The 22,638-nt window shown below is 66.2% G+C and carries 17 protein-coding genes and 2 tRNA genes; 11 read left to right on the forward strand and 8 right to left on the reverse strand.

Going from position 1 to position 22,638, the window contains the following annotated elements:
• Positions 1 to 4 precede the first annotated feature (4 nt).
• Together ACQ4OD_RS05605 and ACQ4OD_RS05610 are read left to right on the forward strand one after the other, a co-directional pair.
• Positions 5 to 259: a succinate dehydrogenase assembly factor 2 gene (locus ACQ4OD_RS05605; protein WP_028690159.1), complete on the forward strand. Its 255-nt coding sequence runs from the start codon at positions 5 to 7 to the stop codon at positions 257 to 259.
• A complete protein-coding gene (locus ACQ4OD_RS05610; protein ID WP_198755785.1) occupies positions 243 to 695 on the forward strand; it encodes a protein YgfX in 453 nt (150 codons plus the stop codon). The genes ACQ4OD_RS05605 and ACQ4OD_RS05610 overlap by 17 nt, the downstream gene beginning before the upstream one ends.
• 4 nt (positions 696 to 699) lie before the next feature.
• Here ACQ4OD_RS05610 and rdgC read toward each other — a convergent pair whose 3' ends face one another.
• Entirely contained in the window at positions 700 to 1,620 is a 921-nt protein-coding gene (gene rdgC / locus ACQ4OD_RS05615) for a recombination-associated protein RdgC (protein WP_023631647.1), read from the reverse strand.
• A gap of 216 nt (positions 1,621 to 1,836) precedes the next feature.
• Between rdgC and ACQ4OD_RS05620 the strand changes: the two genes are divergently transcribed.
• From ACQ4OD_RS05620 to ACQ4OD_RS05630, 3 genes are all read left to right on the forward strand, one after another.
• Positions 1,837 to 1,912: transfer RNA gene (locus ACQ4OD_RS05620), tRNA-Val, on the forward strand.
• Between the two features lie 13 nt (positions 1,913 to 1,925).
• Positions 1,926 to 2,002 (forward strand) — tRNA-Asp (locus tag ACQ4OD_RS05625).
• 156 nt (positions 2,003 to 2,158) lie between these two features.
• Complete coding sequence (locus ACQ4OD_RS05630; RefSeq protein WP_139669496.1) at positions 2,159 to 3,865, forward strand: molecular chaperone HscC; 1,707 nt, start codon at positions 2,159 to 2,161, stop codon at positions 3,863 to 3,865.
• Here the strand turns inward: ACQ4OD_RS05630 and ACQ4OD_RS05635 are convergent.
• The 3 genes from ACQ4OD_RS05635 to pcaQ form a co-directional block, all read right to left on the reverse strand.
• A complete protein-coding gene (locus tag ACQ4OD_RS05635) occupies positions 3,859 to 6,504 on the reverse strand; it encodes a molecular chaperone DnaJ (RefSeq protein WP_430944003.1) in 2,646 nt (881 codons plus the stop codon). The two genes, ACQ4OD_RS05630 and ACQ4OD_RS05635, sit on opposite strands and share 7 nt — an antisense overlap.
• Positions 6,501 to 7,193 carry a DUF1266 domain-containing protein gene (locus tag ACQ4OD_RS05640; RefSeq protein ID WP_102681590.1) on the reverse strand — a complete coding sequence of 231 codons (693 nt, stop codon included), beginning with the start codon at positions 7,191 to 7,193 and terminating at the stop codon, positions 6,501 to 6,503. Before ACQ4OD_RS05640 ends, ACQ4OD_RS05635 begins: the two co-directional genes overlap by 4 nt.
• A gap of 63 nt (positions 7,194 to 7,256) precedes the next feature.
• The gene (pcaQ, locus tag ACQ4OD_RS05645) at positions 7,257 to 8,189 is read right to left on the reverse strand and encodes a pca operon transcription factor PcaQ (RefSeq protein ID WP_139669499.1); all 933 of its coding nucleotides are present in this window, start codon (positions 8,187 to 8,189) and stop codon (positions 7,257 to 7,259) included.
• A gap of 131 nt (positions 8,190 to 8,320) precedes the next feature.
• Here pcaQ and ACQ4OD_RS05650 point away from each other — a divergent pair, with 131 nt between their 5' ends.
• On the forward strand, positions 8,321 to 8,746 hold the full coding sequence (locus ACQ4OD_RS05650; RefSeq protein WP_102681592.1) for a DcrB-related protein: 426 nt from the start codon (positions 8,321 to 8,323) through the stop codon (positions 8,744 to 8,746).
• 67 nt (positions 8,747 to 8,813) lie between these two features.
• Here ACQ4OD_RS05650 and nirD read toward each other — a convergent pair whose 3' ends face one another.
• From nirD to ACQ4OD_RS05665, 3 genes are all read right to left on the reverse strand, one after another.
• Positions 8,814 to 9,182: a nitrite reductase small subunit NirD gene (gene nirD, locus ACQ4OD_RS05655; protein WP_430944004.1), complete on the reverse strand. Its 369-nt coding sequence runs from the start codon at positions 9,180 to 9,182 to the stop codon at positions 8,814 to 8,816.
• Positions 9,182 to 11,734: a nitrite reductase large subunit NirB gene (nirB, locus tag ACQ4OD_RS05660; protein ID WP_430944005.1), complete on the reverse strand. Its 2,553-nt coding sequence runs from the start codon at positions 11,732 to 11,734 to the stop codon at positions 9,182 to 9,184. Before nirB ends, nirD begins: the two co-directional genes overlap by 1 nt.
• A 307-nt stretch (positions 11,735 to 12,041) precedes the next feature.
• Positions 12,042 to 16,019 carry a molybdopterin-dependent oxidoreductase gene (locus ACQ4OD_RS05665; RefSeq protein ID WP_430944006.1) on the reverse strand — a complete coding sequence of 1,326 codons (3,978 nt, stop codon included), beginning with the start codon at positions 16,017 to 16,019 and terminating at the stop codon, positions 12,042 to 12,044.
• Between the two features lie 291 nt (positions 16,020 to 16,310).
• Here ACQ4OD_RS05665 and ACQ4OD_RS05670 point away from each other — a divergent pair, with 291 nt between their 5' ends.
• The 3 genes from ACQ4OD_RS05670 to ACQ4OD_RS05680 all read left to right on the forward strand — a co-directional run bounded on the left by ACQ4OD_RS05670 (position 16,311) and on the right by ACQ4OD_RS05680 (position 18,509).
• Positions 16,311 to 16,514, forward strand: a complete 204-nt coding sequence (locus tag ACQ4OD_RS05670) for a ParD-like family protein (RefSeq protein ID WP_046856862.1) — start codon at positions 16,311 to 16,313, stop codon at positions 16,512 to 16,514.
• Positions 16,511 to 17,323, forward strand: a complete 813-nt coding sequence (map, locus tag ACQ4OD_RS05675; RefSeq protein ID WP_198754685.1) for a type I methionyl aminopeptidase — start codon at positions 16,511 to 16,513, stop codon at positions 17,321 to 17,323. The genes ACQ4OD_RS05670 and map overlap by 4 nt, the downstream gene beginning before the upstream one ends.
• Before the next feature lie 79 nt (positions 17,324 to 17,402).
• Complete coding sequence (locus ACQ4OD_RS05680) at positions 17,403 to 18,509, forward strand: NADH:flavin oxidoreductase/NADH oxidase (protein WP_139669510.1); 1,107 nt, start codon at positions 17,403 to 17,405, stop codon at positions 18,507 to 18,509.
• An 84-nt stretch (positions 18,510 to 18,593) separates the two neighbouring features.
• Here the strand turns inward: ACQ4OD_RS05680 and ACQ4OD_RS05685 are convergent, their stop codons facing one another.
• Positions 18,594 to 20,018, reverse strand: a complete 1,425-nt coding sequence (locus tag ACQ4OD_RS05685) for a gamma-aminobutyraldehyde dehydrogenase (protein WP_258701093.1) — start codon at positions 20,016 to 20,018, stop codon at positions 18,594 to 18,596.
• A 183-nt stretch (positions 20,019 to 20,201) separates the two neighbouring features.
• Here ACQ4OD_RS05685 and ACQ4OD_RS05690 point away from each other — a divergent pair, with 183 nt between their 5' ends.
• A complete protein-coding gene (locus ACQ4OD_RS05690; RefSeq protein WP_430944007.1) occupies positions 20,202 to 20,885 on the forward strand; it encodes a tellurite resistance TerB family protein in 684 nt (227 codons plus the stop codon).
• A gap of 128 nt (positions 20,886 to 21,013) precedes the next feature.
• Complete coding sequence (locus ACQ4OD_RS05695) at positions 21,014 to 22,636, forward strand: methyl-accepting chemotaxis protein (RefSeq protein ID WP_139669513.1); 1,623 nt, start codon at positions 21,014 to 21,016, stop codon at positions 22,634 to 22,636.
• The last annotated feature ends 2 nt before the right edge of the window (positions 22,637 to 22,638 follow it).

Consider the following 22,638-nt stretch of genomic DNA (forward strand, 5'->3'; position numbering starts at 1 on the left):
CCCCATGGTCGAACAAACTGAACTCAATCGGCTTTTCTGGCACAGCCGTCGCGGCATGCTGGAACTGGACGTGCTGCTGGTACCGTTCACCCAGGAGGTCTACCCGAGCCTGAGCGAAGCGGACCGCGAGCTGTACCGTCGCCTGCTGACCTGCGAGGACCAGGACATGTTCGGCTGGTTCATGGAGCGCAGCGAGTCCGAAGATCCGGAGCTGCAGCGCATGGTCCGCATCATCCTGGACCGTGTCCAGCCCAAGTGAAGCATTCGAGTGCCGTTGGCAGGGCTCGCGCCTGCTGCTGACGGCCTATCTCGCCTGCCAGGCGCTGGCGCTCATCGCCAGCGTTGTGGTCACGTTGCCCGGTTGGCCAAAGGGCCTGCTGGTCATTGCCTGTCTTGCCCACGCCTGTTGGGCCATCCCCCGCCGCATCTTGCTGTCCCACCCTGACGCCGTCACCGGCCTGCGTCGGGAACCGCGTGGCTGGCATATATACAGTCGTGCCCGGGGGTGGCAGCCGGCGCGCCTGTGCCGTGACAGCGTTGCCTTGCCCGCAGTGGTAGTGCTGCGCTTCGTGCGCAAGGGGCAATGGTTCAGCCAGAGCCAGTGCATCCCCAAGGACGCCCTGGCGCAGGAACAGCATCGAAGGCTGCGGGTGCGGCTGAAGTTCAGCCGGCGCCGCTGGGCCGCGCCGGCCTGAAGGGTCAGACCCCCTGCGGGATCTCTTCGCCGCCGAGTGCTTCGAACAGCACCGGCAGGAACTCGGTGAAGGTCATCATCATCAGCAGGAAGCTGGCGTCGAACTGTTGCTGGGCTTCGTCACCACCATCCTGCTCGGCCTGCTCTTGCAGCAGCTCCTCGAACTTCAGGCGCTTGATCACCATCTTGTCGTCGAGCACGAACGACAGTTTGTCCTGCCAGGCCAGGGCCAGTTGGGTGACCACCTTGCCGGTGCTCAGGTGCAGCTGGATTTCCTCGCCGGTCAGGTCCTGACGCTTGCAGCGCACGATGCCACCGTCTTCGGCGGTGTCGCGCAGTTCGCATTCGTCGAGGACATAGAAGCCTTCGGCGGCCTGTTGCGACTTGACCCAGTCGGTCATGGTCGCGCTTGGCGCGATCTTCACGGTGGCCGGGCGCACCGGCAGCGAACCGATCACTTCACGCAGGGTCGACAGCAGGTCCTCGGCGCGCTTGGCGCTGGCCGAGTTGACCAGGATCATGCCCAGGCGCGGGGCGATGGCGGCGAAGATCATCGAACGACGAATGAAAGCGCGCGGCAGGAAGGCCTGGATGATCTCGTCCTTGATCTGGTCGCGTTCCTTCTTGTAGACCTTGCGCATCTGCTCGGCCTCGATCTCCTCGACCTTCTCCTTGACCGCGTCGTTGACCACGCTGCTGGGCAGGATGCGCTCTTCTTTACGTGCGGCGATCAGCATGAATTCGCCACTGACGTGAACCAGGGGGGCATCCTCGCCCTTGCCGAACGGTGCGACGAAACCGTAGGTGGTCAGTTCCTGGCTGGCGCAGGGGCGGGCCGGCTTGCTGGCCAGGGCGGCCTCCAGGGCCTCGGCCTCGAACGGTACTTCCTGGGTCAGGCGATAGGACAGCAGGTTCTTGAACCACATGAGGGGGAATCTCTCCTTAATACATAAGGCGGGCATTATTCTCCGAGCGACGGTTCCAGGCCAACCCTGTCAGAGGGCCAGCAGTCCTATATAGAGGAAGAAAATCGCGGCGCGGCTAGGTCTTTGAAAGGCCTGGAAATTTTTTTCAAATATTTTGAAAAAAGTGCTTGCCAGGGTAGGAGGTCCTCCGTAGAATGCGCGCCACACCGAGACGAAGGGTGATTAGCTCAGCCGGGAGAGCATCTGCCTTACAAGCAGAGGGTCGGCGGTTCGATCCCGTCATCACCCACCACTCGATGTATAGCGCGGCGGTAGTTCAGTCGGTTAGAATACCGGCCTGTCACGCCGGGGGTCGCGGGTTCGAGTCCCGTCCGCCGCGCCATATTAAGCTTCCAGGGCCCACTGAACACCCGGAAGCAACAGAGAAAGCGACCTTAGGGTCGCTTTTTTTGTTTCTGGCGTTGCGTCAGAATCCCCTGTCCGCCGCAAGTGGCCAGCAGGCCTTGCGCCGGTTCCTACTGCAAGCAAGAGACCGACCATGCAGGATGCCAGCCTCTCTCCCGCTCCGACACACACCACTCCCTTGCTGGGAATCGACCTGGGTACCACCAACAGCCTGATCGCCGTCTGGCAGGATGGCGAAGCGCGGCTGATCGCCAATGCTCTGGGCGAGGTGCTGACGCCGTCGGTGGTCAGCGTCGATGACGATGGCAGCATCCTCGTCGGCCAGGCCGCCCGGGCGCGCCTGACCACGCACCCTCAACGTACCGCCGCGGCGTTCAAGCGCTTCATGGGCAGCGACAAGCGTTACGCCCTGGGCGAACACCGTTTCACCCCTGAAGAGCTGTCGGCGCTGGTGCTGGGTTCGCTCAAGCAGGACGCCGAGGCCTATCTGGGCTGCCCGGTGAGCGAGGCGGTGATCTCGGTGCCGGCCTATTTCAGCGACGAGCAGCGCAAACGCACGGTGTTCGCGGCCGAACTGGCCGGGCTCAAGGTCCAGCGGCTGATCAACGAACCCACCGCCGCCGCGATGGCCTATGGCCTGCATGAGCAGAAGTTCGAGCGCACCCTGGTGTTCGACCTGGGCGGCGGCACCTTCGACGTCACGGTACTGGAGTACGCCCTGCCGTTGATCGAGGTGCATGCCTCTACCGGAGACAACTACCTGGGCGGCGAGGATTTCACCGAGGCGCTGCTGCAGGCCTGCCTGCGTGACTGGAGTCTCAAGGCCGAAGACCTGGAGCCCCAGGCCCTGGCCAGCCTGCACGACGCCATCGAGCAGCTCAAGTGCGAAGTGGGCGAGGGCAGTCGCACCTTTGCCTGGAGCATGGATGGCCAGCCCCGCGAGTGGCAGCTGGACGACCAGAAGCTGCAGGCGATCTGGGCGCCCTTGCTGGCACGGGTACGCACTCCCATCGAACAGGCCCTGCGTGATGCCCGCTTGAGCCCGCGCGAGCTGGACAGCCTGGTGCTGGTCGGCGGCGCCACGCGCATGCCGCAGGTGCAGCAACTGGTGGCCAAGCTGTTTGGGCGCCTGCCGTACCGGCACCTGGACCCGGATACCATCGTTGCCCTCGGCGCCGCCAGCCAGGCGGCGTGCAAGGCCCGCGACGCGGCCATCGACGAACTGATCCTGACCGATGTCTGCCCCTACACCCTTGGCGTGGCCTCGTCCCGGGGCGAGGATGTCACTGGTGCCTTCTCGCCGATCATCGAGCGCAATACGATCATCCCCACGTCCAAGGTGCAGCGTTTCTACAGCAGCCACCCGGAACAGAAGTTCGTGCGCATCGCCGTGTACCAGGGCGAGCGGCCATGGGTGCGGGACAACATCCTGGTGGACAGTTTCGAGATTCCGTTGCAGCCGACCGGCGAGATCCAGTCGCTGGACGTGCGCTTCAGCTACGACATCAACGGCCTGCTGGAAGTGGACGTGACCTTCCTCGAGAGCGGCCAGAAGCACAGCCACAGTATCGACCGCAGCCCCACCGGGCTGGATGCGCAGGCACGCCAGGCCAGTGAGGAACGCCTGGCAAAATTGAAGATCCACCCACGTGACACGCTGCCCAACCGCACTTTGCTGGCCCGCCTGGAGCGAGCCTGGATGCAGAGCCTGGGCGACGAGCGCGAGCTGATCGGCAGCTGGCTGGACGCCTTCAATGCCGTGCTGGCCGGGCAGCAGGCCGGCGAGATCAGCCGTGAGCGCCAGGCATTGAGCCAGGCGCTCGACGAGCTGCGTTACTGAGCGTTGAGCCGGCGCAGGGTGGCCTGCAGGCCGCCTTCCAGCGGCTGCCCTTTGCCCGGTACCGGGCCGTAACGGTTTGGCAGCTTGTCGCCGGGCAGGCCCAGCAGCACCAGTGACGAGAACGGCAGCACGCGGGTCAGCACCATCACCAGCAGCAGTGCCGGCACGCCGTGGCCGAAGTCGCGCAGGCGACGCAGGAAGCCGCTGATCGACAGGATGCTGATCGCCACCAACATCGCCGGGATATGGAGCATCAGGCTGGCGCCCAAGGCGATGATTGCCACGTGCACGGCCAGGCCCGTACGGTTCAGTCGACTCTTGAGCTTCCAGAACGCCCACATCGGCGCCGGCGGTTCCTTGATCATGTCCAACAGCAGGCGTTCGCTCCATGACAGCACGGCCATGATCGCGCAGCGCAGGCCGGGGTCCTGTTCCGGGTCGTCCTTGACCTTTTGCAGGGCGCGCAGCAGCCGGGTCTTGGGTGGGGTGCAAGTGTTCAGCAGGCGGTGCAGCGCATCCAGTACGTCGTCGACCGTGCGGCTGTCGAGGCCTTGCGCGCGTACCGCGGCAGCCGGCGGATGCTTGGCCTGGCCGTTCAGCAGCCCCCGGCGCAGCGCTTCGAACCAGTCGTCTTGCAGGTCCAGCGCCTGCATGCGGTCGCGCAACGCGCAGCGCTGTGGTTCGTCCAGCGACGGATCATGGTGCAGCACTGCGCAGAACAGCAGGTAGCCCAGCGGATAATCGGTACGCAGTCCGCCGTCGTCGTTGTCCAGGCAAGCGAGCAGTTGCACGGCGTTGGGCAGGCGCATGCTGTTGAGCGCCTGCTGCAAGGTCAGCAGGCGTGCCGAGATCAGGGCTTGTACCGGATCGCGGATATCCAGGCTGCCGAGCAGTCCACTGGCGCCTTCGGGGCTGGTCAGCAGTTGACAGAGCAGGGCGTGTGTCGGAGCGAACGGATGCTCGGCCGGGTAGTGCAACTGCCCGGGCAAGGCCGGATCGATCAGTGCCAGCCAACGTGAAGGTTGCTCCAGCAGGGCCAGCATGAACAGCTGCTGGCGGTGCCACTGCCACAGTGCCTCGCCCTCGGGCATCGAAGGTAAAAGAACTCCGGCTTCGGCCAGGCGGTCTTGCAGTTGCAGGCCGAACGGGGTGGTGAACAGGCGGCGCATGTCGAACTGACGGTTGAGCGTGTGCAGGGCATGGGCCGGATAGACCCGCATGCGCCGCAGCCATTCACGGCAGACCGGGCGAATGGCATCCTCGGTCAGGGCCTCGGGCAAGGTAGCCGCCGGATCATCGCTGGCGCTGAGTTGCGTCAGCGCCTGGACCACGGGAGCCTGATCGAGCCAATGCAACTGCTGGCTCGCCTGGCGCTGGAAGCCCTCGAGGATCAGCGCGTCGAGGGCGTCCTCGGCCGGTGGCTGGGCGAGGACCAGGCGCAGCAAACCGGCCTCGCCGCGCTGCAGGGCCCAGGCATGCCAATACAAGCGGTGCAGATTCTGCTCCGGCTGCTCCTGCAGCAGCCAGGCCAGCAGCGGCAGTTCGTCGTCACCGTCCAGATGCCAGTCGACGAAGGTGTTGGCGATGCCGTCCAGCTTCAGGCGCGAGGCTTCGGACCACCGCGCCAGGGTCTGCGGTGACTGCCCCGGGCTGCCCAAGGCCTGGGCCGGGTCGCCGAGGTTCTCGGGCCAGCCGGCTGGCGTATGCAAGCAGTCGAAGGCCTGGATCAGCAAGGGCAGACGCTGGGGTTGATGGCGGGCGCAGAGGTCGATCAGCCAGCGCTCGGCCTGTGGATGCTGGTGTTGGCGGTACAGCCGCAACCAGCAGTCCAGCGCTTGTTGCTCGGCCCCCAGGGCATCGGCCTGGCGGGCCAGCAGGTAGAGCAGGTCGGCATCGTCCGGGGTTTGCGCTTGTTGTGCCTGGAGCAGTCCGTGGAAGGTCCGGCTGGCGATGCCGGCCTGGCTGAACTGCACCAGCAGGCGCTGTACCAGCGCCGAGTCGTCCGGGATCGCCAGGCAGGTATGCACGCTGGCGAACTGCTCGTACTCGAACAATGGGCGGTGCTGGTAACAGTACTCGAGGCTGCGGAAATACCACAGGCTCTCCATCTGCGCCGGGGCTGGCCAGTCGCGCATGCATGCGGTATCGAAGGGGTCCGGCTGCGCGAGACGGTCGAGGAAGGCTTCCACTTCGTGGGGGTTGTCCAGGCGCAGCAACTGGTCGGCCCAGCCCAGGCGCCGGGCTAGCAGGCCCGCGCAGTGATGGGACAGCGGCCCGCAGTCTCGCAGGGTGTGCAACAGCTGCCAGCCGAGGTCGTCCAGTTCGTCCAGTGGCAGTTCGTCCAGCTCGGCGATGAAGCCCTGCCAGGCTTGCGGGTCGAAGCGCAGCGACGGCTCCTCGAGCAGGCGATGGAAGTGCTGCAGTGTCGGATGTGGCGTGTCCTCGGCGACCGTTGGCTCGGCCTCGTGGGTTTCCTGCTCGCGGGCCAGGCGCAGCGCTTCCTCGTAGGCCGCGCGCAGGGCCTGGAAACCTTCCGGGTCGGTTTCCGGGTGGTGCGTGGGCAGGCGGCCGCGATAGGCCAGGCGGATGGCGTCGAGGTCCTGGGTCGGTTCGATCCCCAGGCGAATCCAGCAACTCATGACCAGCAGTCCTCTTCCAGGGTGGCGGGGCGCGGCGGCTCGGGCAGGTCCATGTCCCAGGGCAACCCGGCCAGCAACTCATGGGCGCCGAGGCGCAGGTTAAGCAGGATGCAGCGGTTCCAGTGCTCGCTGCCCTGGCGCTCGAGATCGGCGGCCAAGGTCTCGTCGCTGCTGTCGCTGACATTCCATAGCGCCTTGCCGAACAGGTAGCCGGCCAGGTAACAGTCCCAGCGGTTGTAGTAGTGGCGTGCGCGCAGAGCCAGGCGGTAGTGCAGGTAGAGGCTTTCGTCGCGGTCGATCAGGCCTTTCTTGACCCCGGCGCGCAGCAGGAAGCTCATGCGCCCCAGGTCCCAGGCCCGGGTGCCGCCCGGGCCACAGTCGGGGAAGGTGCGGGCGGCGTATTCGTGGCGGATGCGTTCGCGTGGGGGCAAGGTGTCGAGCAGGGCCTGCCACTGGCTGGGCAGGCAGCGCTGGTACTGCCAGTAGGCTTCGCTCATTTCGGTGGCGTGGCCGTTGTCGGCCATGTTCAGCATGTCCAGCAACTGGGCGCGGTCGCTGATCCCCCACCAGCGCTCCAGATCGGTCTGGTCTTCCCCTTCGAAGTAGTCGGGGGCGGTGTAGCTGGCGCCGTTGAGGGCGGCCATGGGGGCGGAGAGGGCATGCAGCCAGTGCTGCGCGGTTTCGTCCATGAAAGAGGTCCTGGAGGCGCTGGTAACTGGCGTGGATTGTATAGGAATCCGCGCGTCGGGTTGTCAGGGGTATGTCCCAATCCGGTAAGCTTCGGCGACCTCCCGGAGCACCTCGCACAACCACTGCGCTGGCAGGCTCTGCGCCAAGGCCGCATTGCGGCAGATGCCCACCGAGCCGCCCGGCTCACGCACACCCAGGTCGAGTTCGACCAGTTCTCCCCGCCCGAGGTCGATCAGCACGGCATCGCGCGGCGCCACCCAGACCGCCTCGCTGCCCAGCACGTAGCGCCTGCTCAAGGCCAGCGACAGAGTCTCCAGGCGCTGTGCCGGCAGCTGGATCGCGCATTGCACGAACAGGCTGTCGGCATGCCGGCGAATGGTCGTGCCTGGCGGTGGCAGCACCAGTGGATAGGCACCGACCTGCGTGCGATCAATAGGCTGAGCCGCCAGCAGCGGATGTCCGGGTCGCACCACCAGGGTCATCGACTCGCTGTACAGGTGCTCGAACGACAGCCCTTGGATCTGCGGGCTGTCGGTCATACGGCCTATCACCAGTTCCAGCTCGCCAAGGTGCAACTGCCCGAGCAGCTGGGCGCTGGCCCCGGTCACCACGCTGATTACCAATGCCTCGTGCTGCTGGTGCAAGCGGCACAGCACCTCGGGCATCAGTAACCCTTCGACAGTCGACAGCACGCCAATACGCACCTGCGACGGCGCCCGCGCTTCCCCTCGCACGCTGCCGACCCCGTCACGCAGCGCTTGCACGCTGGGGCCGGCATAGCGCATGAAGCGGGTACCGGCCGGGGTCAGGGCGACGCCCTGGTGGCTGCGCTCGAACAGGCGAGCTTCCAGCAGATCCTCCAGCTCCTTGAGGGTCTTGGAGATCGCAGGCTGGCTGATCGCCAGCACGTCGGCGGCCCTGGCCAGGCTGCCCTGTCGGGCAATCTCCAGGAAGCACAGCAGATGGCGGAACTTGATGCGGGTATCGAGGTTCATGCCGGGCAGTGTATCCGTGCGGGCCAGACCTGCAACGTCCGGGTGATCTTCGTCGGCGGACGGCGGTTCCTCCCTTGCAGGCAAAGCCCCGAACCTTTAGCGTGTGCCGCTTCGATGCATGGAGCTGCGCAATGGCCGCCTACCTGACCCAGGACCTGGTCCTTGAACTGGGCGATGAAACGCCCGAAGACACCACCATGAACATGCTGACCTTCCGTCAGCGTGGCACCACCCTGGTGATCGCCCGCAGTCCGCTGGCTGCCGGGCAGACGCTGGAGGCGCTTTACCAGCAGCAACTGGCGCAGTTGCGTGAGCGCCTTGGGGCGGTCATCAGCGACCCACTGCCGGTCAGCGCCGGCGTCGATCGTGCCATTCACGGCTTGGAAGTCAGCCTGCAGTTCAAGCGCGGCGAAGTGGTCTCGTATCAACGTCAGTTGGCCTACACGCCAAGCGGGCAGGCCCGTTTCGTGGCGGTCAGCTATAGCAAGGAAACACCGCTGGAAGCGGTCGATCTTGCCCATTGGGAAGCCATCAAGGCAGGCTTGCGGCTGAACTGACCCGGGCGGATTCGAGGCTGTACCTTGATCTCACTGACGTCGGGTGATCGAGCTGTACCTGGCCGTGTCATATGAGCCTCAGCCCCAATTCGACCGTCGCCCCACGGATACGCACCGGCCACACTGGCAAGTGCTGTGTCGGATCCTCCAGGCACGCACCGTCCTGCAGGCAGAAATGCTGCTTGTAGAGCGGTGCCACCACCACCACCGTTGCTCCCAGGCTGGCCAGCAGTCCACGGCCGATGGTGTTCGCGCCTGAGCGTGGATCGCGGTTGCCGACGGCATACAGCTCCCGCCCTTGTCCCGGCACGTAGAACAACGCCACCTGCTCGCCCTCATGCCACACCACCACCCCGGAGTCGGCGACCAGGTCGCTGGCCTGGCACACCGCCTGCCAGCGGGTTTCACTTGCTACAGCCGTGCTGGACAGGTTCATCACATTGCCTCCTCATGGGTGGGAATCAACTGCAGGGGCGCCGCCGGCCGGCGTTGGCCACGCTCGCGCACGAAGTGCACATCGGGATCGGCGCGTTGGTCATTGACGAAGGTGCGGAAGCGCTTGAGCTTTTCCGGATCGCCCAAGGCGTTGGCCCATTCGCATTCGTAACGGTCGACCACCTGCTGCATCTGCGTCTCGAGTTCGCGGGCCAGGCCCAGGCTGTCGTCGATTACCACCTGTTTGAGGTAGTCGAGCCCGCCCTCGAGGCCCTCGCGCCACACCGAGGTGCGCTGCAGTTTGTCGGCGGTGCGGATGTAGAACATCAGCACGCGGTCGATCAGGCGCACCAAGGTCTCGTCGTCCAGGTCGGTGGCGAACAGTTCGGCGTGGCGTGGGCGCATGCCGCCATTGCCGCACACGTAGAGATTCCAGCCCTTGTCGGTGGCGATCACGCCAATGTCCTTGCTTTGCGCCTCGGCGCATTCGCGGGTGCAGCCAGACACCGCGAACTTGAGCTTGTGCGGCGCGCGCAGGCCCTTGTAGCGGTCCTCCAGGCGCAGCGCCATGGCCACGCTGTCCTGCACGCCATAGCGGCACCAGGTGCTGCCGACGCAGGATTTCACCGTGCGCGTCGACTTGCCGTAGGCGTGCCCGGTCTCGAAGCCGGCGGCGATCAGCTCGCCCCAGATCAGCGGCAGTTCGTGCAACTGGGCACCGAACAGGTCGATGCGCTGGCCGCCGGTGATCTTGGTATAGAGGTCGTACTTCTTTGCCACCTGGCCGATCACGATCAGTTTTTCCGGGGTGATCTCGCCGCCGGGGATGCGCGGCACCACCGAGTAGGTGCCGTTCTTCTGCATGTTGGCCATGAAGGTGTCGTTGGTGTCCTGCAGCGGTACCAGCGCCGGGTCCATGATCGGCTGGTTCCAGCACGAGGCGAGGATGTTGCCCACCGCCGGCTTGCAGATGGCGCAACCCACCTGGCCTTTGCCATGGCGTTCGAGCAGCTCGTTGAAGGTGCGGATGCCTTCAACCCGCACCAGCCCGTAGAGCTCCTGGCGGGTGTAGGCGAAGTGTTCGCACAGGCTCTTGTCGACGGTCACGCCGCGGGCGCTCAGTTCGTGCTCGAACACGTGCTTGAGCAGCGCCGCGCAACCGCCGCAACCGCTGGCGGCCTTGGTGCATGCCTTGACGGCGGCGAGGTCGCCGCAGCCACTGTCGATGGCGGCGCACACCGCGCCCTTGCTGACGTTGTGGCACGAGCAGATGGTCGCGCTGTCGGGCAAGGCATCGGCGCCCAGCGCCGGCGCGCCGCAGCCCTGGGGCAGAATCAGCGCGGCCGGGTCGGCCGGTAGCTTGATGCCGTTCTGGGCGTATTGCAGCAGGGTGTCGTAGTAGCTGTTGTCGCCGACCAGCACCGCGCCAAGCACACGCTTGCCGCTGGCATCGACCACCAGGCGCCGGTAGGAGGCCGTGGCTTCGTCGATGAAGCGATAGCTGCGCGCCCCCGGCGTGACGCCCTGGGCATCGCCGATGGAGCCAACATCCACACCCAGCAGCTTGAGCTTGGTCGACATGTCGGCGCCGCTGAACTCGCTTGCCGACTCGCCCATCAACAGGGCTGCCAGGTTACGTGCCATGGCGTATCCCGGGGCGACCAGGCCGAACGCGCTGCCGTTCCACGAAGCGCATTCGCCGATGGCGAAGATGCGCGGGTCGCTGGAGCGGCACTGACCGTCGATCACCACGCCGCCGCGGGGGGCGATTGTAAGGCCGCAGGTTCGGCCCAGGGCATCCTGCGGGCGGATGCCGGCGGAGAACACGATCAGGTCGGTTTCCAGGTGTTCGCCGCCGTCGAAATTCATGCGGTAGCGGTAGTGTTCGCCTGTGCTGATCGACTGGGTGGCGCGGGCCAGGTGCACGCCTACGCCCAGCGCCTCGATGCGCGCCTTGAGCGCCGCGCCGCCCTCGCTATCCAACTGGACTGGCATCAGCCGCGGCGCGAACTCCACCACATGCGCTTGCAGGCCTAGCGACTTGAGGGCGTTGGCGGCTTCGAGGCCGAGCAGGCCGCCGCCGACCACCACGCCGCGGCGGGCGCTGCCGGCGGCGGCGCGGATCGCATCGAGGTCTTCGAGGGTGCGATAGACCAGGCGCGCATTGCCGCTGGACCCTTCGATGGGCGGCACGAACGGATAGGAGCCGGTGGCCAGGATCAACTGTTCGTAGCCGAGGCGGCCTTCGGCGGTGATCACTTCCTGGCGTTCGCGATCAATATCCACTACCGCCTCGCCCAGGTGCAGGTGCACGCCGTTGCTCGCATAGTAGTCGCGGTCGCACAGGGCCAGGGTTTCGGCGCAACTGCCGGTGAAGTATTCCGAGAGGTGCACCCGGTCGTAGGCGCGCTGGCGCTCCTCGGCGAACACGTGCAGCTCGAAGCGCGCGCTGGCGCCGCGTTCGATCAGCTGCTCGACGCAGTGATGGCCGACCATGCCGTTGCCGACGATGACCAGTCGCGCTCGTTGTGCTTCGTTCGCTGTTGCCTGCATAGCCGATCCTCGATCACGGAAAAACGAAAAAGGCGCCTGGAGCCGAAGCTCCAGGCGCCTTTGCCTGTACTCATCAGTGTGAGGCCCCTGGACGATCGCCGTTGATCGAGGGGCTGTTGTACTTCGTTGAAAAGCAGGGAGTGTGCCAAGCGGCCACCCATCGGTAGCCTTCACGGGACTCACCGCCGGCAAGCCGGCTCCCACCGGGCTGCGGGCCCGTTTGCGGCGTATCCTTGTGGGAGCCGGCTTGCCGGCGATGAGGCCGTTCGGGGCACAACAAAGGTGCAAGCCTCACCACCGTGGTGCATCAATACACATCTCGCAGGTAGCGCTTGTCCCGCCCCAACCCCTCGACATACGCCGCAGCTGTGGTCTCGTCCAGGCCGCCGTGCTCCGCCACGAGCTGGCGCAAGGCCGTGTCCACATCCCGGGCCATATGCCGGGCATCGCCACACACATACACATGGGCACCCGCCTGCAGCCATTGCCACAGTTCGGCGCCGTGTTCCAGCAGGCGATGCTGTACATAGACTTTTTCCACCTGGTCACGGGAGAACGCCGTGCTCAGGCGCACATGCCCGCAGGCCTCCCAGGCCTGCAATTGTTCGCGGTAGTAGAAATCGCAGGCGGCATGCTGTTCGCCGAAGAACAGCCAGTTGCGCCCTGGGGCCCCACGTAGTTCGCGCTCTTCGAGGAAGGCGCGGAAGGGGGCGATACCGGTACCGGGGCCGATCATGACGATAGGCACCCCGTCGTCCTCGGGCAGGTGGAAATGTTTCGATGGCTGCGCAAATACCCCCACCTCCAGCGCCGCTGCCCGGTCCGCGAGGAAGCTCGAACAGACGCCCTTGCGCTGGCCATGGCGCACGATGGAGACGGTCAGGTGTACCTGGCCGGGATGAGCCCGGGGGCTGGAGCTGATCGAGTACAGGCGCGGCTGCAAGGGTTTCAGCAGCGACAACCAGTTGCCCAGCGGCATGACCTGGGGGTACTCGCGCAGCACGTCGGCCAACTGGCGGCCCCACAGCCATTCCTTGAGTTCGTCCTTGCATGCTGGCAGCAGCAGGCGTTGCAGGCCGCTGGCGTGCTGGCTGAAGACTTCGAGTTGCTGGCGGCTGACCTGGGTGATGTCCAGGTGCCGCTCAAGCGCGGTTCGCAGGGGCATTGGGGCATGGCCCTCGAGTTCGATCTCGGCCTGGCCGTCCAGCTGCATCAGCATCAGCAGCTCGTCGACCAGGCCCGGGCAATTGCGCGGCCATACGCCCAGGGCATCGCCGGGTTGATAGCGCAGGTCGCTGCCGGATAGGTCGAAGACCAGTTGGCGAGTCTCCTTGGTTGAATCCGGGCCGCTGAGGAGGCGGTTCTCCCGCAAGGTGGCAGGCAAGGGCTGGTGTTTGTCGCGGGCGGTGGCCGATGCGGTGGTGGTAGCCGTCGGGATACTGCCAAGCTTGGGCAGCAGGGCATCGAGCCAGGCGCCGAAGGCCGCTTCGCAATCCGGCTCGCAGTCGACCCTGGCCAGCAGACGCCGGGCCCCCAGCTCGGCCAGGCGTTGGTCGAGCTTGCGACCGAAGCCGCAGAACTGGTCGTAGCTCGAATCCCCCAGGGCCAGCACGGCGTAGGGCAGCGTGGCACAGTTGGCGCCTTCTTCGTCCTGCAGGGCTCGCCAGAACGTGGCGCCGCTGTCCGGCGCATCGCCGTCGCCGAAGGTGCTGGCGATCAGCAGCAGGCTGGCGGCGTCTCGCAGTTGGGATGGGCGCACCGCCTCCATGCAACTGAGCGCGACCACCAGCCCCGCGTCGCGCAGGTGCTGGGCGCAGCGTTCGGCGAGGTGCTCGCCATTGCCGGTCTGCGAGGCCCACAGCACGTGGTGACGAGGGCTTTCGAGCGCTGCTTGCGACGCCGGCGCGGGCCGGGCGAACAGGCCGGCCAGCAGGCCGTTGACGAACAGGCGTCGCTCCGGCGCCAGGGGCGCATCGGGCGGCAGGCAAGGCACGTTTTCGGTGCGGGCCTGGCTCAGGCCGAGCAGGAAACCTTGCAGGTAATGGCGTTCTTGCTCGGCCAGGATCGGAGCCGGCAATGTCTCTAGGCCGAGCAGGCGGGACAGGGTGGCGGTGGGCATGGCGATGGGGTCCGGGGGAAGCGTCAGTTCAAGGGTGTCGATGCGCTCGCCGGCGACCCGTTCCAGGGCCACGGCACAGTGCTTGAGGGCCGGCTGCAGCGAAGTCGGGTCCACCGCGTCGCAGGTCACCGCGTTGATTGCCAGTTGCTCGCCGTACAGATCGTTCCAGTGAAACGGGGCGAAACAGTTGCCCGGCAGCACCCGCTCGCTGAGTCGCGCCGGCAGCACGGCCTGGCCGCGGCGCGAACGGATCGCCACCTGGTCCTTGTCCGCGATACCCAGGCGCCGGGCGTCGTCGGGGTGGATCTCGACAAAGGGACCGGGCTCCAGCTTGTTGAGGCTGGGTACCTGGCCGGTCTTGGTCAGCGTGTGCCACTGGTGCTGCAAGCGGCCGGTGTTGAGCACGAAGGGGAAGGCAGCGTCGGGCAGCTCCACCGGCGGCAGCCAGGGGCGGGCGAAGAACCGGGCCTTGCCGGTGGGCGTCGGAAACACCGGCGTCTGTGGGGCGTCTGGCGCGACATAGCGCTGGGGGCTGCGAGCGTCCTTGCGCCCCGGCGCGCTTGGCCACTGCCGCGGGCCCTGGCGCAGGTCGGCATAGTCGATGCCGCGCAGGTCGTAGCCGGTGTCCGGGTTGTGGAAGCGGCGGATCTCATCGAACACCGCTTCGGCGTCGGGGTAGTCGAAGGCGTGCGCATAACCCAGGGCACAGGCGATGCGCGCGATCAGGCGCCAGTCCTCGAGGCTTTCGCCGGGCGCCTCGACGGCGCGGGGCATCAAGGTCAGGTTGCGCTCGCTGTTGATCATCACCCCTTCGCCCTCGGCCCACAATGACGCCGGCAGCAGGATGTCGGCGTAGCGGTTGGTCTCGGTGTCGAGGAAGGCGTCCTGGCTGATCACCAGCTGTGCCTGGCGCAGGCCGTCGATCACCTGCTGGCGGTTGGCGACGCTGGCCACCGGGTTGCTGCAGATGATCCAGCAGGCTTTCACCTCGCCATGCTTGAGCTGCTCGAACAGTGCCACGGTGCCTTCGCCCCCTTCACTGCGCAGGGTGCCGGGGGGCAGTTGCCATTGCGCTTCGACGAAGGCGCGGTCGGCTGCCACCTGCGCCGAACGCTGGCCCGGCAGGCCCGGCCCCATGTAACCCATCTCGCGGCCGCCCATGGCATTGGGTTGGCCGGTCAGCGAGAACGGCCCGCTGCCGGGGCGGCAGATGGCGCCGGTGGCCAGGTGCAGGTTGCACAGGGCATTGCTGTGCCAGGTGCCGTGGATGCTCTGGTTCAGGCCCATGGTCCAGCAGCTCATCCATTCGCCCGCCTCGCCGATCAGGCGGGCGGCTTCGCGGATGTCGGCCTCGGCCAGTCCGGTGATGGCCGCGACGCGTTCGGGGGGGTAGTCCGCGAGAAACGCCGGCAGTGCCTCCCAGCCTTCGGTGTGGCGGGCGATGAAGTCCGCGTCGGTGTGGCCATTGGCATGCAGCAGGTGCAGCAGGCCATTGAGCAGGGCCAGATCGGTACCCGGGCGCAGTTGAAGGAACAGGTCGGCCTTGTCGGCGGTGGCGCTGCGCCGGGGGTCGACGACGATCAGCCTGGCACCGGCCTTGAGGCGGTCGAGCAGGCGCAGGAACAGGATCGGGTGGCAGTCGGCCATGTTCGCGCCGATCACCAGGAACACCTCGGCGCGCTCGAAATCCTGATAACTGCCGGGCGGGCCGTCGGCGCCCAGCGATTGCTTGTAGCCGCTGCCGGCACTGGCCATGCACAGGCGTGAGTTGGACTCGATATGGCGGGTGCGGATGAAGCCCTTGGCCAGTTTGTTGGCCAGGTACTGGGCCTCCAGCGACATTTGCCCGGAGACATAGAAAGCCACGGCATCGGCGCCGTGGGTATCGATGATCGTGCGCAGGCGCCCGGCCGTCTCGGCGATGGCGGTCTGCAGCGGGCGACGGGCTGGCTGCTGGCTGCGCTGGTCACGGACGAACGCGTGAGCCATGCGCCCGGCCTCCAGCGGCACATGGGCGGTCAGCCCCTTGGTGCACAGGCGCCCGAAGTTGCTGGGGTGCTGCTTGTCGCCGCTGACTTTGACGATCTTGCCTTCACTCACGTGCATGACGATGCCGCACCCGACTCCGCAATACGGGCAAACACTGCGCACTTCACTGCCGCTCATCACGATCTCCTGCTGACGAAACGACAAAGGCGCCGGCTGCCCGGCCTGCAAGTGGCAAGCGGGGCAACACGGCGCCTTCGTCGTGGAGGGAGGACCATCGGCGTTGATGGCCTCGATGCCTTGCCGGCAGCAAATCCCGGGCCATATCACGGCGGGGCGCGTCTCTGCGGTGTGAGTGGGCTCGCCCGGGAGGGGCGCGCGCACCGATATGGGGAACGGTGCACCAGCGAATGGCGCCAGCTGGCTTATGGATATATGATTCGCATACGTTTCATATATAGGTAATCGCACATGGGCATCGTCAAGATCGCCGACGACCTCCACGAAGACCTGCGCGTGGCCAGCGCCGCGCTGTCGCGCTCGATCAACGCCCAGGCCGAGCACTGGATCCGCATCGGCATGCTGGCCGAGTTGCACCCGCAGGCCACCTACCAGGAACTGCTGCGCCAGTTGCTGCGCCAGGAGCAGGCCAATCTCAAGGAGCTGCTGCAATGAGCAAGGTCATCCTCAAGGACGCCGCCCAGCTCGAATTGATGCGCCGTGCCGGCCAGTTGCTGGCCCGGGTGTTCGCCGACCTCGACGGTTTCATCCGCCCCGGCGTGACTACCATGCAGATCAACGACCGCGCCGAGGCCTTCATCGTCCAGACCCTCAAGGCGCGGCCGGCGAGCAAGGGCCAGTATGGTTTTCCCTTTGCCCTGAACACCTCGGTGGACCATGTGGTCTGCCATGGCATGCCCAAGGCCGACGAGGTGCTGAAGGAGGGTTCGATCGTCAACGTCGACATCACCCTGGAGCAGGGCGGCTATATCGCCGATTCGTCGAAGATGTACAGCATCGGCCAGATCAGCGAAGAGGCCCGGCGGCTGGTGGACACCACCTATGCCGCGCTGTGGAAGGGCATCGAGCAGGTGCGCCCCGGCGCGACCCTCGGTGATATCGGCCACGCCATCCAGGCCCACGCCGAGGCCGCCGGCTACAGCGTGGTGCGCGAGTATTGCGGGCACGGCATCGGCACGCAGATGCACGAGGCGCCGGAGGTGCTGCACTACGGCCAGCGTGGCACGGGCATGAAGCTGCAACCAGGGATGGTGTTCACCATCGAGCCGATGATCAACCAGGGTGGGCGCGGGACCCGCGGTTTGCGCGATGGCTGGACGGTAATTACCCGTGACCGGAGCCTGTCGGCGCAATGGGAGCACACCGTGGCGGTGACGCAGAGTGGCGTCGAGGTGCTGACCTTGCGCGAGGAGGAACGAGCGGCGCAGGGCGATGGGCGAACGCCCCTCGGAGCCATGGTCTAGGCTGAAACCTACCGGTACCGGCCCACGCCCCACTACAAATGCCGGCCCGGCAACCATTGGAGTCCCTGGGAGGTGCGCCATGAGCCTGCTGCTCGAACCCTACACCCTGCGTCAGCTGACCCTGCCCAACCGTATCGCCGTTTCCCCCATGTGCCAGTACTCCGCCGTCGACGGCCTGGCCAATGACTGGCACCTGGTGCACCTGGGCAGCCGCGCTGTCGGTGGCGCCGGCCTGGTGATCAGTGAAGCGGTCGCGGTCACCGCCGATGGGCGCATCACTGCAGAAGACCTCGGCCTGTGGAACGACGCGCAGATCCCCGCGCTGCAGCGCATCACCCGCTTCATCACCGCCCAGGGCGCCGTCCCCGGCATCCAGCTGGCCCATGCCGGGCGCAAGGCCAGCACCCACAGGCCGTGGCTGGGCAAGCACGGCAGCGTCAAGCTCGAAGACGGCGGCTGGCAGCCGGTAGGACCCTCCAGGATTGCCTTCGACCCCGAGCACACCGTCCCCCATGAACTGAGCAAGGACGAGATCCAGCAGGTCGTCAGCGCGTTCGTCGCCGCCACCGAGCGGGCCTTGAAGGCCGGCTTCAAGGTCGTCGAGATCCACGCTGCCCACGGCTACCTGCTGCACCAGTTCCTCTCGCCGCTGAGCAACCAGCGCCGCGACGAGTACGGCAGCTGCTTTGAAAACCGTATCCGCCTGACCCTGCAAGTCGCCGAGGCGGTGCGCCAGGCCTGGCCACAGGAGCTGCCGCTGTTGGTGCGGGTGTCGGCCACCGACTGGGTCGAGGATGGCTGGAACCCGGACGAGACCGTGGAGCTGGCCCGCCGGCTACGCGCCCTGGGCGTCGACTTGATCGACGTGTCGTCGGGAGGGACCTCGGTCAATGCAGAAATCCCCACTGGCCCCGGCTACCAGACCCGTTTCGCCGAGCGGGTGCGCAAGGAGTCGGAGATCGCCACCGGCACCGTCGGCATGATCACCGAGCCGGCCCAGGCCGAGCATATCCTGCGTACCGGCCAGGCCGATATGATCTTCCTGGCCCGCGAACTGTTGCGCGACCCTTACTGGCCATTGCACGCCGACGACGACCTGGGCGGCAACAAGGCGACCTGGCCGGCGCAATACCAACGCGCGACAAGCCGGGCCAACCCGATCCACGAATCGGACCTGCGCGACTGACTCAGCCGCAGGCGGTTTGGCGGATATCGCGGTGCGTTGCAACAACAGCCGGTGGGTGTTTTGCCCCCACCGGCTATTGGTGCATCAGTGCTTGAACATCACATGGCGCACACAGGTGTAGTCCTCCAGCCCGTACATCGACATGTCCTTGCCATAGCCGGAATGCTTCTGCCCGCCGTGCGGCATCTCGCTGACCAGCATGAAATGCGTGTTGACCCAAGTGCAGCCATATTGCAGCCGTGCGGCGAGGCGGTGGGCGCGTCCGCTGTCACGGGTCCACACCGACGAGGCCAGGCCATACTCCGAGTCGTTGGCCCACTCCAGCGCCTGGGCTTCGTCGCTGAAGCGGGTGACCGACACCACCGGGCCGAACACCTCGTGGCGGACGATTTCATCGTCCTGCAGCGCATCGGCCAGCACGGTCGGCGCGAAGAAGAAGCCATCACCGGGCAGTGCCTTGCCACCGGTGACCAGGCGGATGTGCGGCTGGGCGATGGCACGGTTTACCAGGCCGGCGACCTTGTCGCGATGCTGGGCGCTGATCAACGGGCCGAGTTCGGTGTCGGCCGCCTGCTGCGGGCCTGGCTTGATGCTCGCCACCGCCGCGCCCAGGCGTTCGACGAAGCGTTCGTAGATGCCGTCCTGCACGTACAGCCGGCAGGCGGCGGTGCAGTCCTGCCCGGCGTTGTAGAAGCCGAAGGTGCGGATGCCATCGATGGCAGCGTCGAGGTCAGCGTCGTCGAACACCAGCACCGGTGCCTTGCCGCCCAATTCCATGTGCATGCGCTTCACGCTGTCGGCGGTGGCGCCAATGATGTGCGCGCCGGTGGGGATGGAGCCGGTCAGCGACACCATGCGCACCTTGGCATGGGTGACCAATGGGTTGCCGACGGTCTGGCCACGGCCGAAAAGGATATTGAGCACGCCGGCCGGTAGCAGCTCACCGACCAGCTCACCAAGACGCAGGGCGGTCAGCGGGGTGAGCTCCGATGGCTTGATGACCACGGTGTTGCCGGCGGCCAACGCGGGGGCAATCTTCCAGGCCAGCATCATCAGCGGGTAGTTCCAAGGCGCGATGGAGGCGACCACGCCCAGCGGGTCGCGGCGGATCATCGACGTGTGCCCGGGCAGGTACTCGCCCGCCGCCAGGCCACCCAGGCAGCGTGCGGCACCGGCGAAGTAGCGGAACACATCGGCGATGGCCGGGATCTCGTCGCCGAGCGCCGCGGCATAGGGCTTGCCGCAGTTGTCCGATTCCAGCCGGGCCAGTTCCTCGCCGTGTCGTTCGATGACCTCGGCAATGGCCAGCAATGCGCTGGCGCGCTCCTTCGGCGTGCTCTGCGACCAGTGCTCGAAGGCTTGGTCGGCGGCGCGCACGGCGATGTCGACCTGGGCCTCGGTGGCTTCGTTGATCTGTGCCAGGGCACTGCCCTTGGCCGGGTCGAGCACGGTCCAGGCCGGGCCTTCGCCGTTCACCAGGTGACCGTTGATCAGCATTCGGGTTTGCATGGAGCGGTTCTCCTTGTGGTACTCGAGCGCACTGTGCCGCAGTGACGCTACAGATTAGAAGCGACTGGCCGTGGCAACAAACCGAGGAGGGCAACATTCGGATGCAAATGCGTTAAGCGAGGCTTCAGCTTGTCGGCCTACTCTGGGGCCTTCTCAACCGTGAATGTTTGCGAGGCCTGTCAGATGAACACGCGTGGTCTGCTCGATCAGCTTTTGATAACCGGTCAATCCCTGCTGCAGAACCAGCAGGGCAAGGGCGTCAGCGACAAAGGTTCGGGGAACCTTGGCAGCCTGTTGTCCGGTGCGGGCGGTGGCGCGTTGGCAGCGGGGGCCATGGGCTTGCTGCTGGGCAACAAGAAGGCCCGCAAATACGGCGGCAAGGCCCTGACCTACGGCGGCCTGGCCGCGCTCGGGGTGCTGGCCTACAAGGCCTATGGCAACTGGCAGGCACGCCAGGGCGCCGGCGATCAGCAGCCGCAGACGCTGGATCGCCTGCCGCCGGCCCAGGTCGAGCAACACAGCCAGGCAGTGCTGCGGGCGCTGGTGGCGGCAGCCAAGTCCGACGGCCATATCGATGACCGTGAGCGGGCCCTGATCGAAGGCGAGTTCACTCGCCTGGACAGCGACCGCGAGTTGCAGCACTGGCTGCACGCCGAACTGAACAAGCCGCTGGATCCGGCCGAAGTGGCCCGCGCCGCGCAGACGCCGGAAATGGCCGCCGAGATGTACCTGGCCAGCGTGATGATGGTCGACCAGGAGAATTTCATGGAGCGCGCCTACCTCGACGAACTGGCGCGCCAGCTGCGTCTGGACCCTGCCTTGCGCCTGGAGCTGGAGAACCAGGTCAGGCTTGCCGCGGATCAATGAGCCTGCAATTGGCCATATCAATGGGCACGGAGGCCTGAATACAGCAGCATTCAGCCGCAAATACGTAGGAAGCCTGGGCTATACTTCGGCGATTTTTCCCGCTCGTATCGAATTCCTGAGGGCTGAATGTGAAGAACTGGACCTTGCGCCAACGGATCCTGGCAAGTTTCGCCGTGATCATCGCCATCATGCTGCTGATGATCGTGGCCGCCTACTCGCGGCTGGTGGCGATCGAGTCCAGCGAGGAGGCGGTAGGGTCCGACAGCATTCCCGGGCTCTACTACAGCTCGATGATCCGCAGCGCCTGGGTCGACAGCTACGTGACCAGCCAGCAACTGGTCGGCCTGTCGAACCACCGCGAGTTCACCACGACCGATGCCGAGTTGTTCAAGAGTTTCGACGACCGTCTGAAGCAGCATATGGCCAGCTACCAGGGCACTATCCGCGACCCGGCCGACCAGGCCGCGTTCGACGATTTCACGCGCCAGGAAGAGGCTTACGTCAAGATCGTCGATCAGGTCCTGGAAACCTATCGCCAGAAGAACTACGCCGAAGCCCAGCGCTTGATCGCCGAGGTGCTGACGCCCGCCTGGAGAGAAGGGCGCCTGCATCTGAACGAAGTGATCGAGCGCAACCGGGAGTCGGCCGACAACGCCACCAATGAAATCGTCAGCGCCGTGGCCACCGCCAAAGGCAGCATGATCGTCTCGCTGCTGTTGGCAATCGTCGCCGCCGGCATTTGCGGCCTGCTGCTGATGCGCGCGATCACCGCCCCCATGCAACGCATCGTGCACGCCCTCGACGGCCTGCGTTCGGGCGACCTGAGCATGCGCCTGAGCCTGGACCGCAAGGATGAGTTCGGCGCGATCGAGGGTGGCTTCAACGAAATGGCCGAATCCCTGGCCAACCTGGTGTCGCAAGCCCAGCGCTCGTCGGTGCAGGTGACCACCTCGGTCACCGAGATCGCCGCCACCTCCAAGCAGCAGCAGGCCACCGCCACCGAGACAGCCGCCACCACCACCGAGATCGGCGCCACCTCGCGGGAAATCGCCGCGACCTCGCGGGACCTGGTGCGCACCATGACCGAAGTCACTTCGTCGGCCGACCAGGCCTCGAGCCTTGCCGGTGCCGGCCAGCAGGGCCTGGCGCGCATGGAGGAGACCATGCACCAGGTGATGGGCGCCGCCGACCTGGTCAACGCCAAGCTGGCGATCCTCAACGAGAAGGCCAGCAATATCACGCAGATGGTGGTGACCATCGTCAAGGTCGCCGACCAGACCAACCTGCTGTCGCTCAACGCCGCCATCGAGGCAGAGAAGGCCGGTGAGTACGGTCGCGGTTTCGCCGTGGTCGCCACCGAAGTACGCCGGCTGGCCGACCAGACCGCCGTGGCCACCTATGACATCGAGCAGATGGTGCGCGAGATCCAGTCGGCGGTGTCGGCCGGGGTGATGGGCATGGACAAGTTCTCCGAGGAAGTGCGCCGCGGCATGTTCGAGGTGCAGCAAGTGGGCGAGCAGCTCAGCCAGATCATCCATCAGGTACAGGCGCTGGCGCCGCGGGTGCTGATGGTCAACGAGGGCATGCAGGCCCAGGCCACCGGCGCCGAGCAGATCAACCAGGCACTGGCCCAGCTCAGCGATGCCAGTACCCAGACCGTGGAATCGCTGCGCCAGGCCAGCTTCGCCATCGACGAACTGAGCCAGGTAGCCGCCGGGCTGCGTGGCGGTGTTTCGCGGTTCAAAGTCTGACG

This window comes from Pseudomonas sp. WC1, from assembly GCF_050586565.1.
In the GTDB taxonomy this organism is placed as follows: Bacteria; Pseudomonadota; Gammaproteobacteria; order Pseudomonadales; family Pseudomonadaceae; genus Aquipseudomonas.

Excerpts from the sequence above, each read along its gene's own strand:
- ACQ4OD_RS05605 (WP_028690159.1), top strand. The coding sequence starts at position 5 with ATGGTCGAACAAACTGAACTCAATCGGCTTTTCTGGCACAGCCGTCGC.
- rdgC (WP_023631647.1), bottom strand. The coding sequence starts at position 1,620 with ATGTGGTTCAAGAACCTGCTGTCCTATCGCCTGACCCAGGAAGTACCG.
- ACQ4OD_RS05630 (WP_139669496.1), top strand. The coding sequence starts at position 2,159 with ATGCAGGATGCCAGCCTCTCTCCCGCTCCGACACACACCACTCCCTTG.
- ACQ4OD_RS05635 (WP_430944003.1), bottom strand. The coding sequence starts at position 6,504 with ATGAGTTGCTGGATTCGCCTGGGGATCGAACCGACCCAGGACCTCGAC.
- ACQ4OD_RS05640 (WP_102681590.1), bottom strand. The coding sequence starts at position 7,193 with ATGGACGAAACCGCGCAGCACTGGCTGCATGCCCTCTCCGCCCCCATG.
- pcaQ (WP_139669499.1), bottom strand. The coding sequence starts at position 8,189 with ATGAACCTCGATACCCGCATCAAGTTCCGCCATCTGCTGTGCTTCCTG.
- ACQ4OD_RS05650 (WP_102681592.1), top strand. The coding sequence starts at position 8,321 with ATGGCCGCCTACCTGACCCAGGACCTGGTCCTTGAACTGGGCGATGAA.
- nirD (WP_430944004.1), bottom strand. The coding sequence starts at position 9,182 with ATGAACCTGTCCAGCACGGCTGTAGCAAGTGAAACCCGCTGGCAGGCG.
- nirB (WP_430944005.1), bottom strand. The coding sequence starts at position 11,734 with ATGCAGGCAACAGCGAACGAAGCACAACGAGCGCGACTGGTCATCGTC.
- ACQ4OD_RS05665 (WP_430944006.1), bottom strand. The coding sequence starts at position 16,019 with ATGAGCGGCAGTGAAGTGCGCAGTGTTTGCCCGTATTGCGGAGTCGGG.
- ACQ4OD_RS05670 (WP_046856862.1), top strand. The coding sequence starts at position 16,311 with ATGGGCATCGTCAAGATCGCCGACGACCTCCACGAAGACCTGCGCGTG.
- map (WP_198754685.1), top strand. The coding sequence starts at position 16,511 with ATGAGCAAGGTCATCCTCAAGGACGCCGCCCAGCTCGAATTGATGCGC.
- ACQ4OD_RS05680 (WP_139669510.1), top strand. The coding sequence starts at position 17,403 with ATGAGCCTGCTGCTCGAACCCTACACCCTGCGTCAGCTGACCCTGCCC.
- ACQ4OD_RS05685 (WP_258701093.1), bottom strand. The coding sequence starts at position 20,018 with ATGCAAACCCGAATGCTGATCAACGGTCACCTGGTGAACGGCGAAGGC.
- ACQ4OD_RS05690 (WP_430944007.1), top strand. The coding sequence starts at position 20,202 with ATGAACACGCGTGGTCTGCTCGATCAGCTTTTGATAACCGGTCAATCC.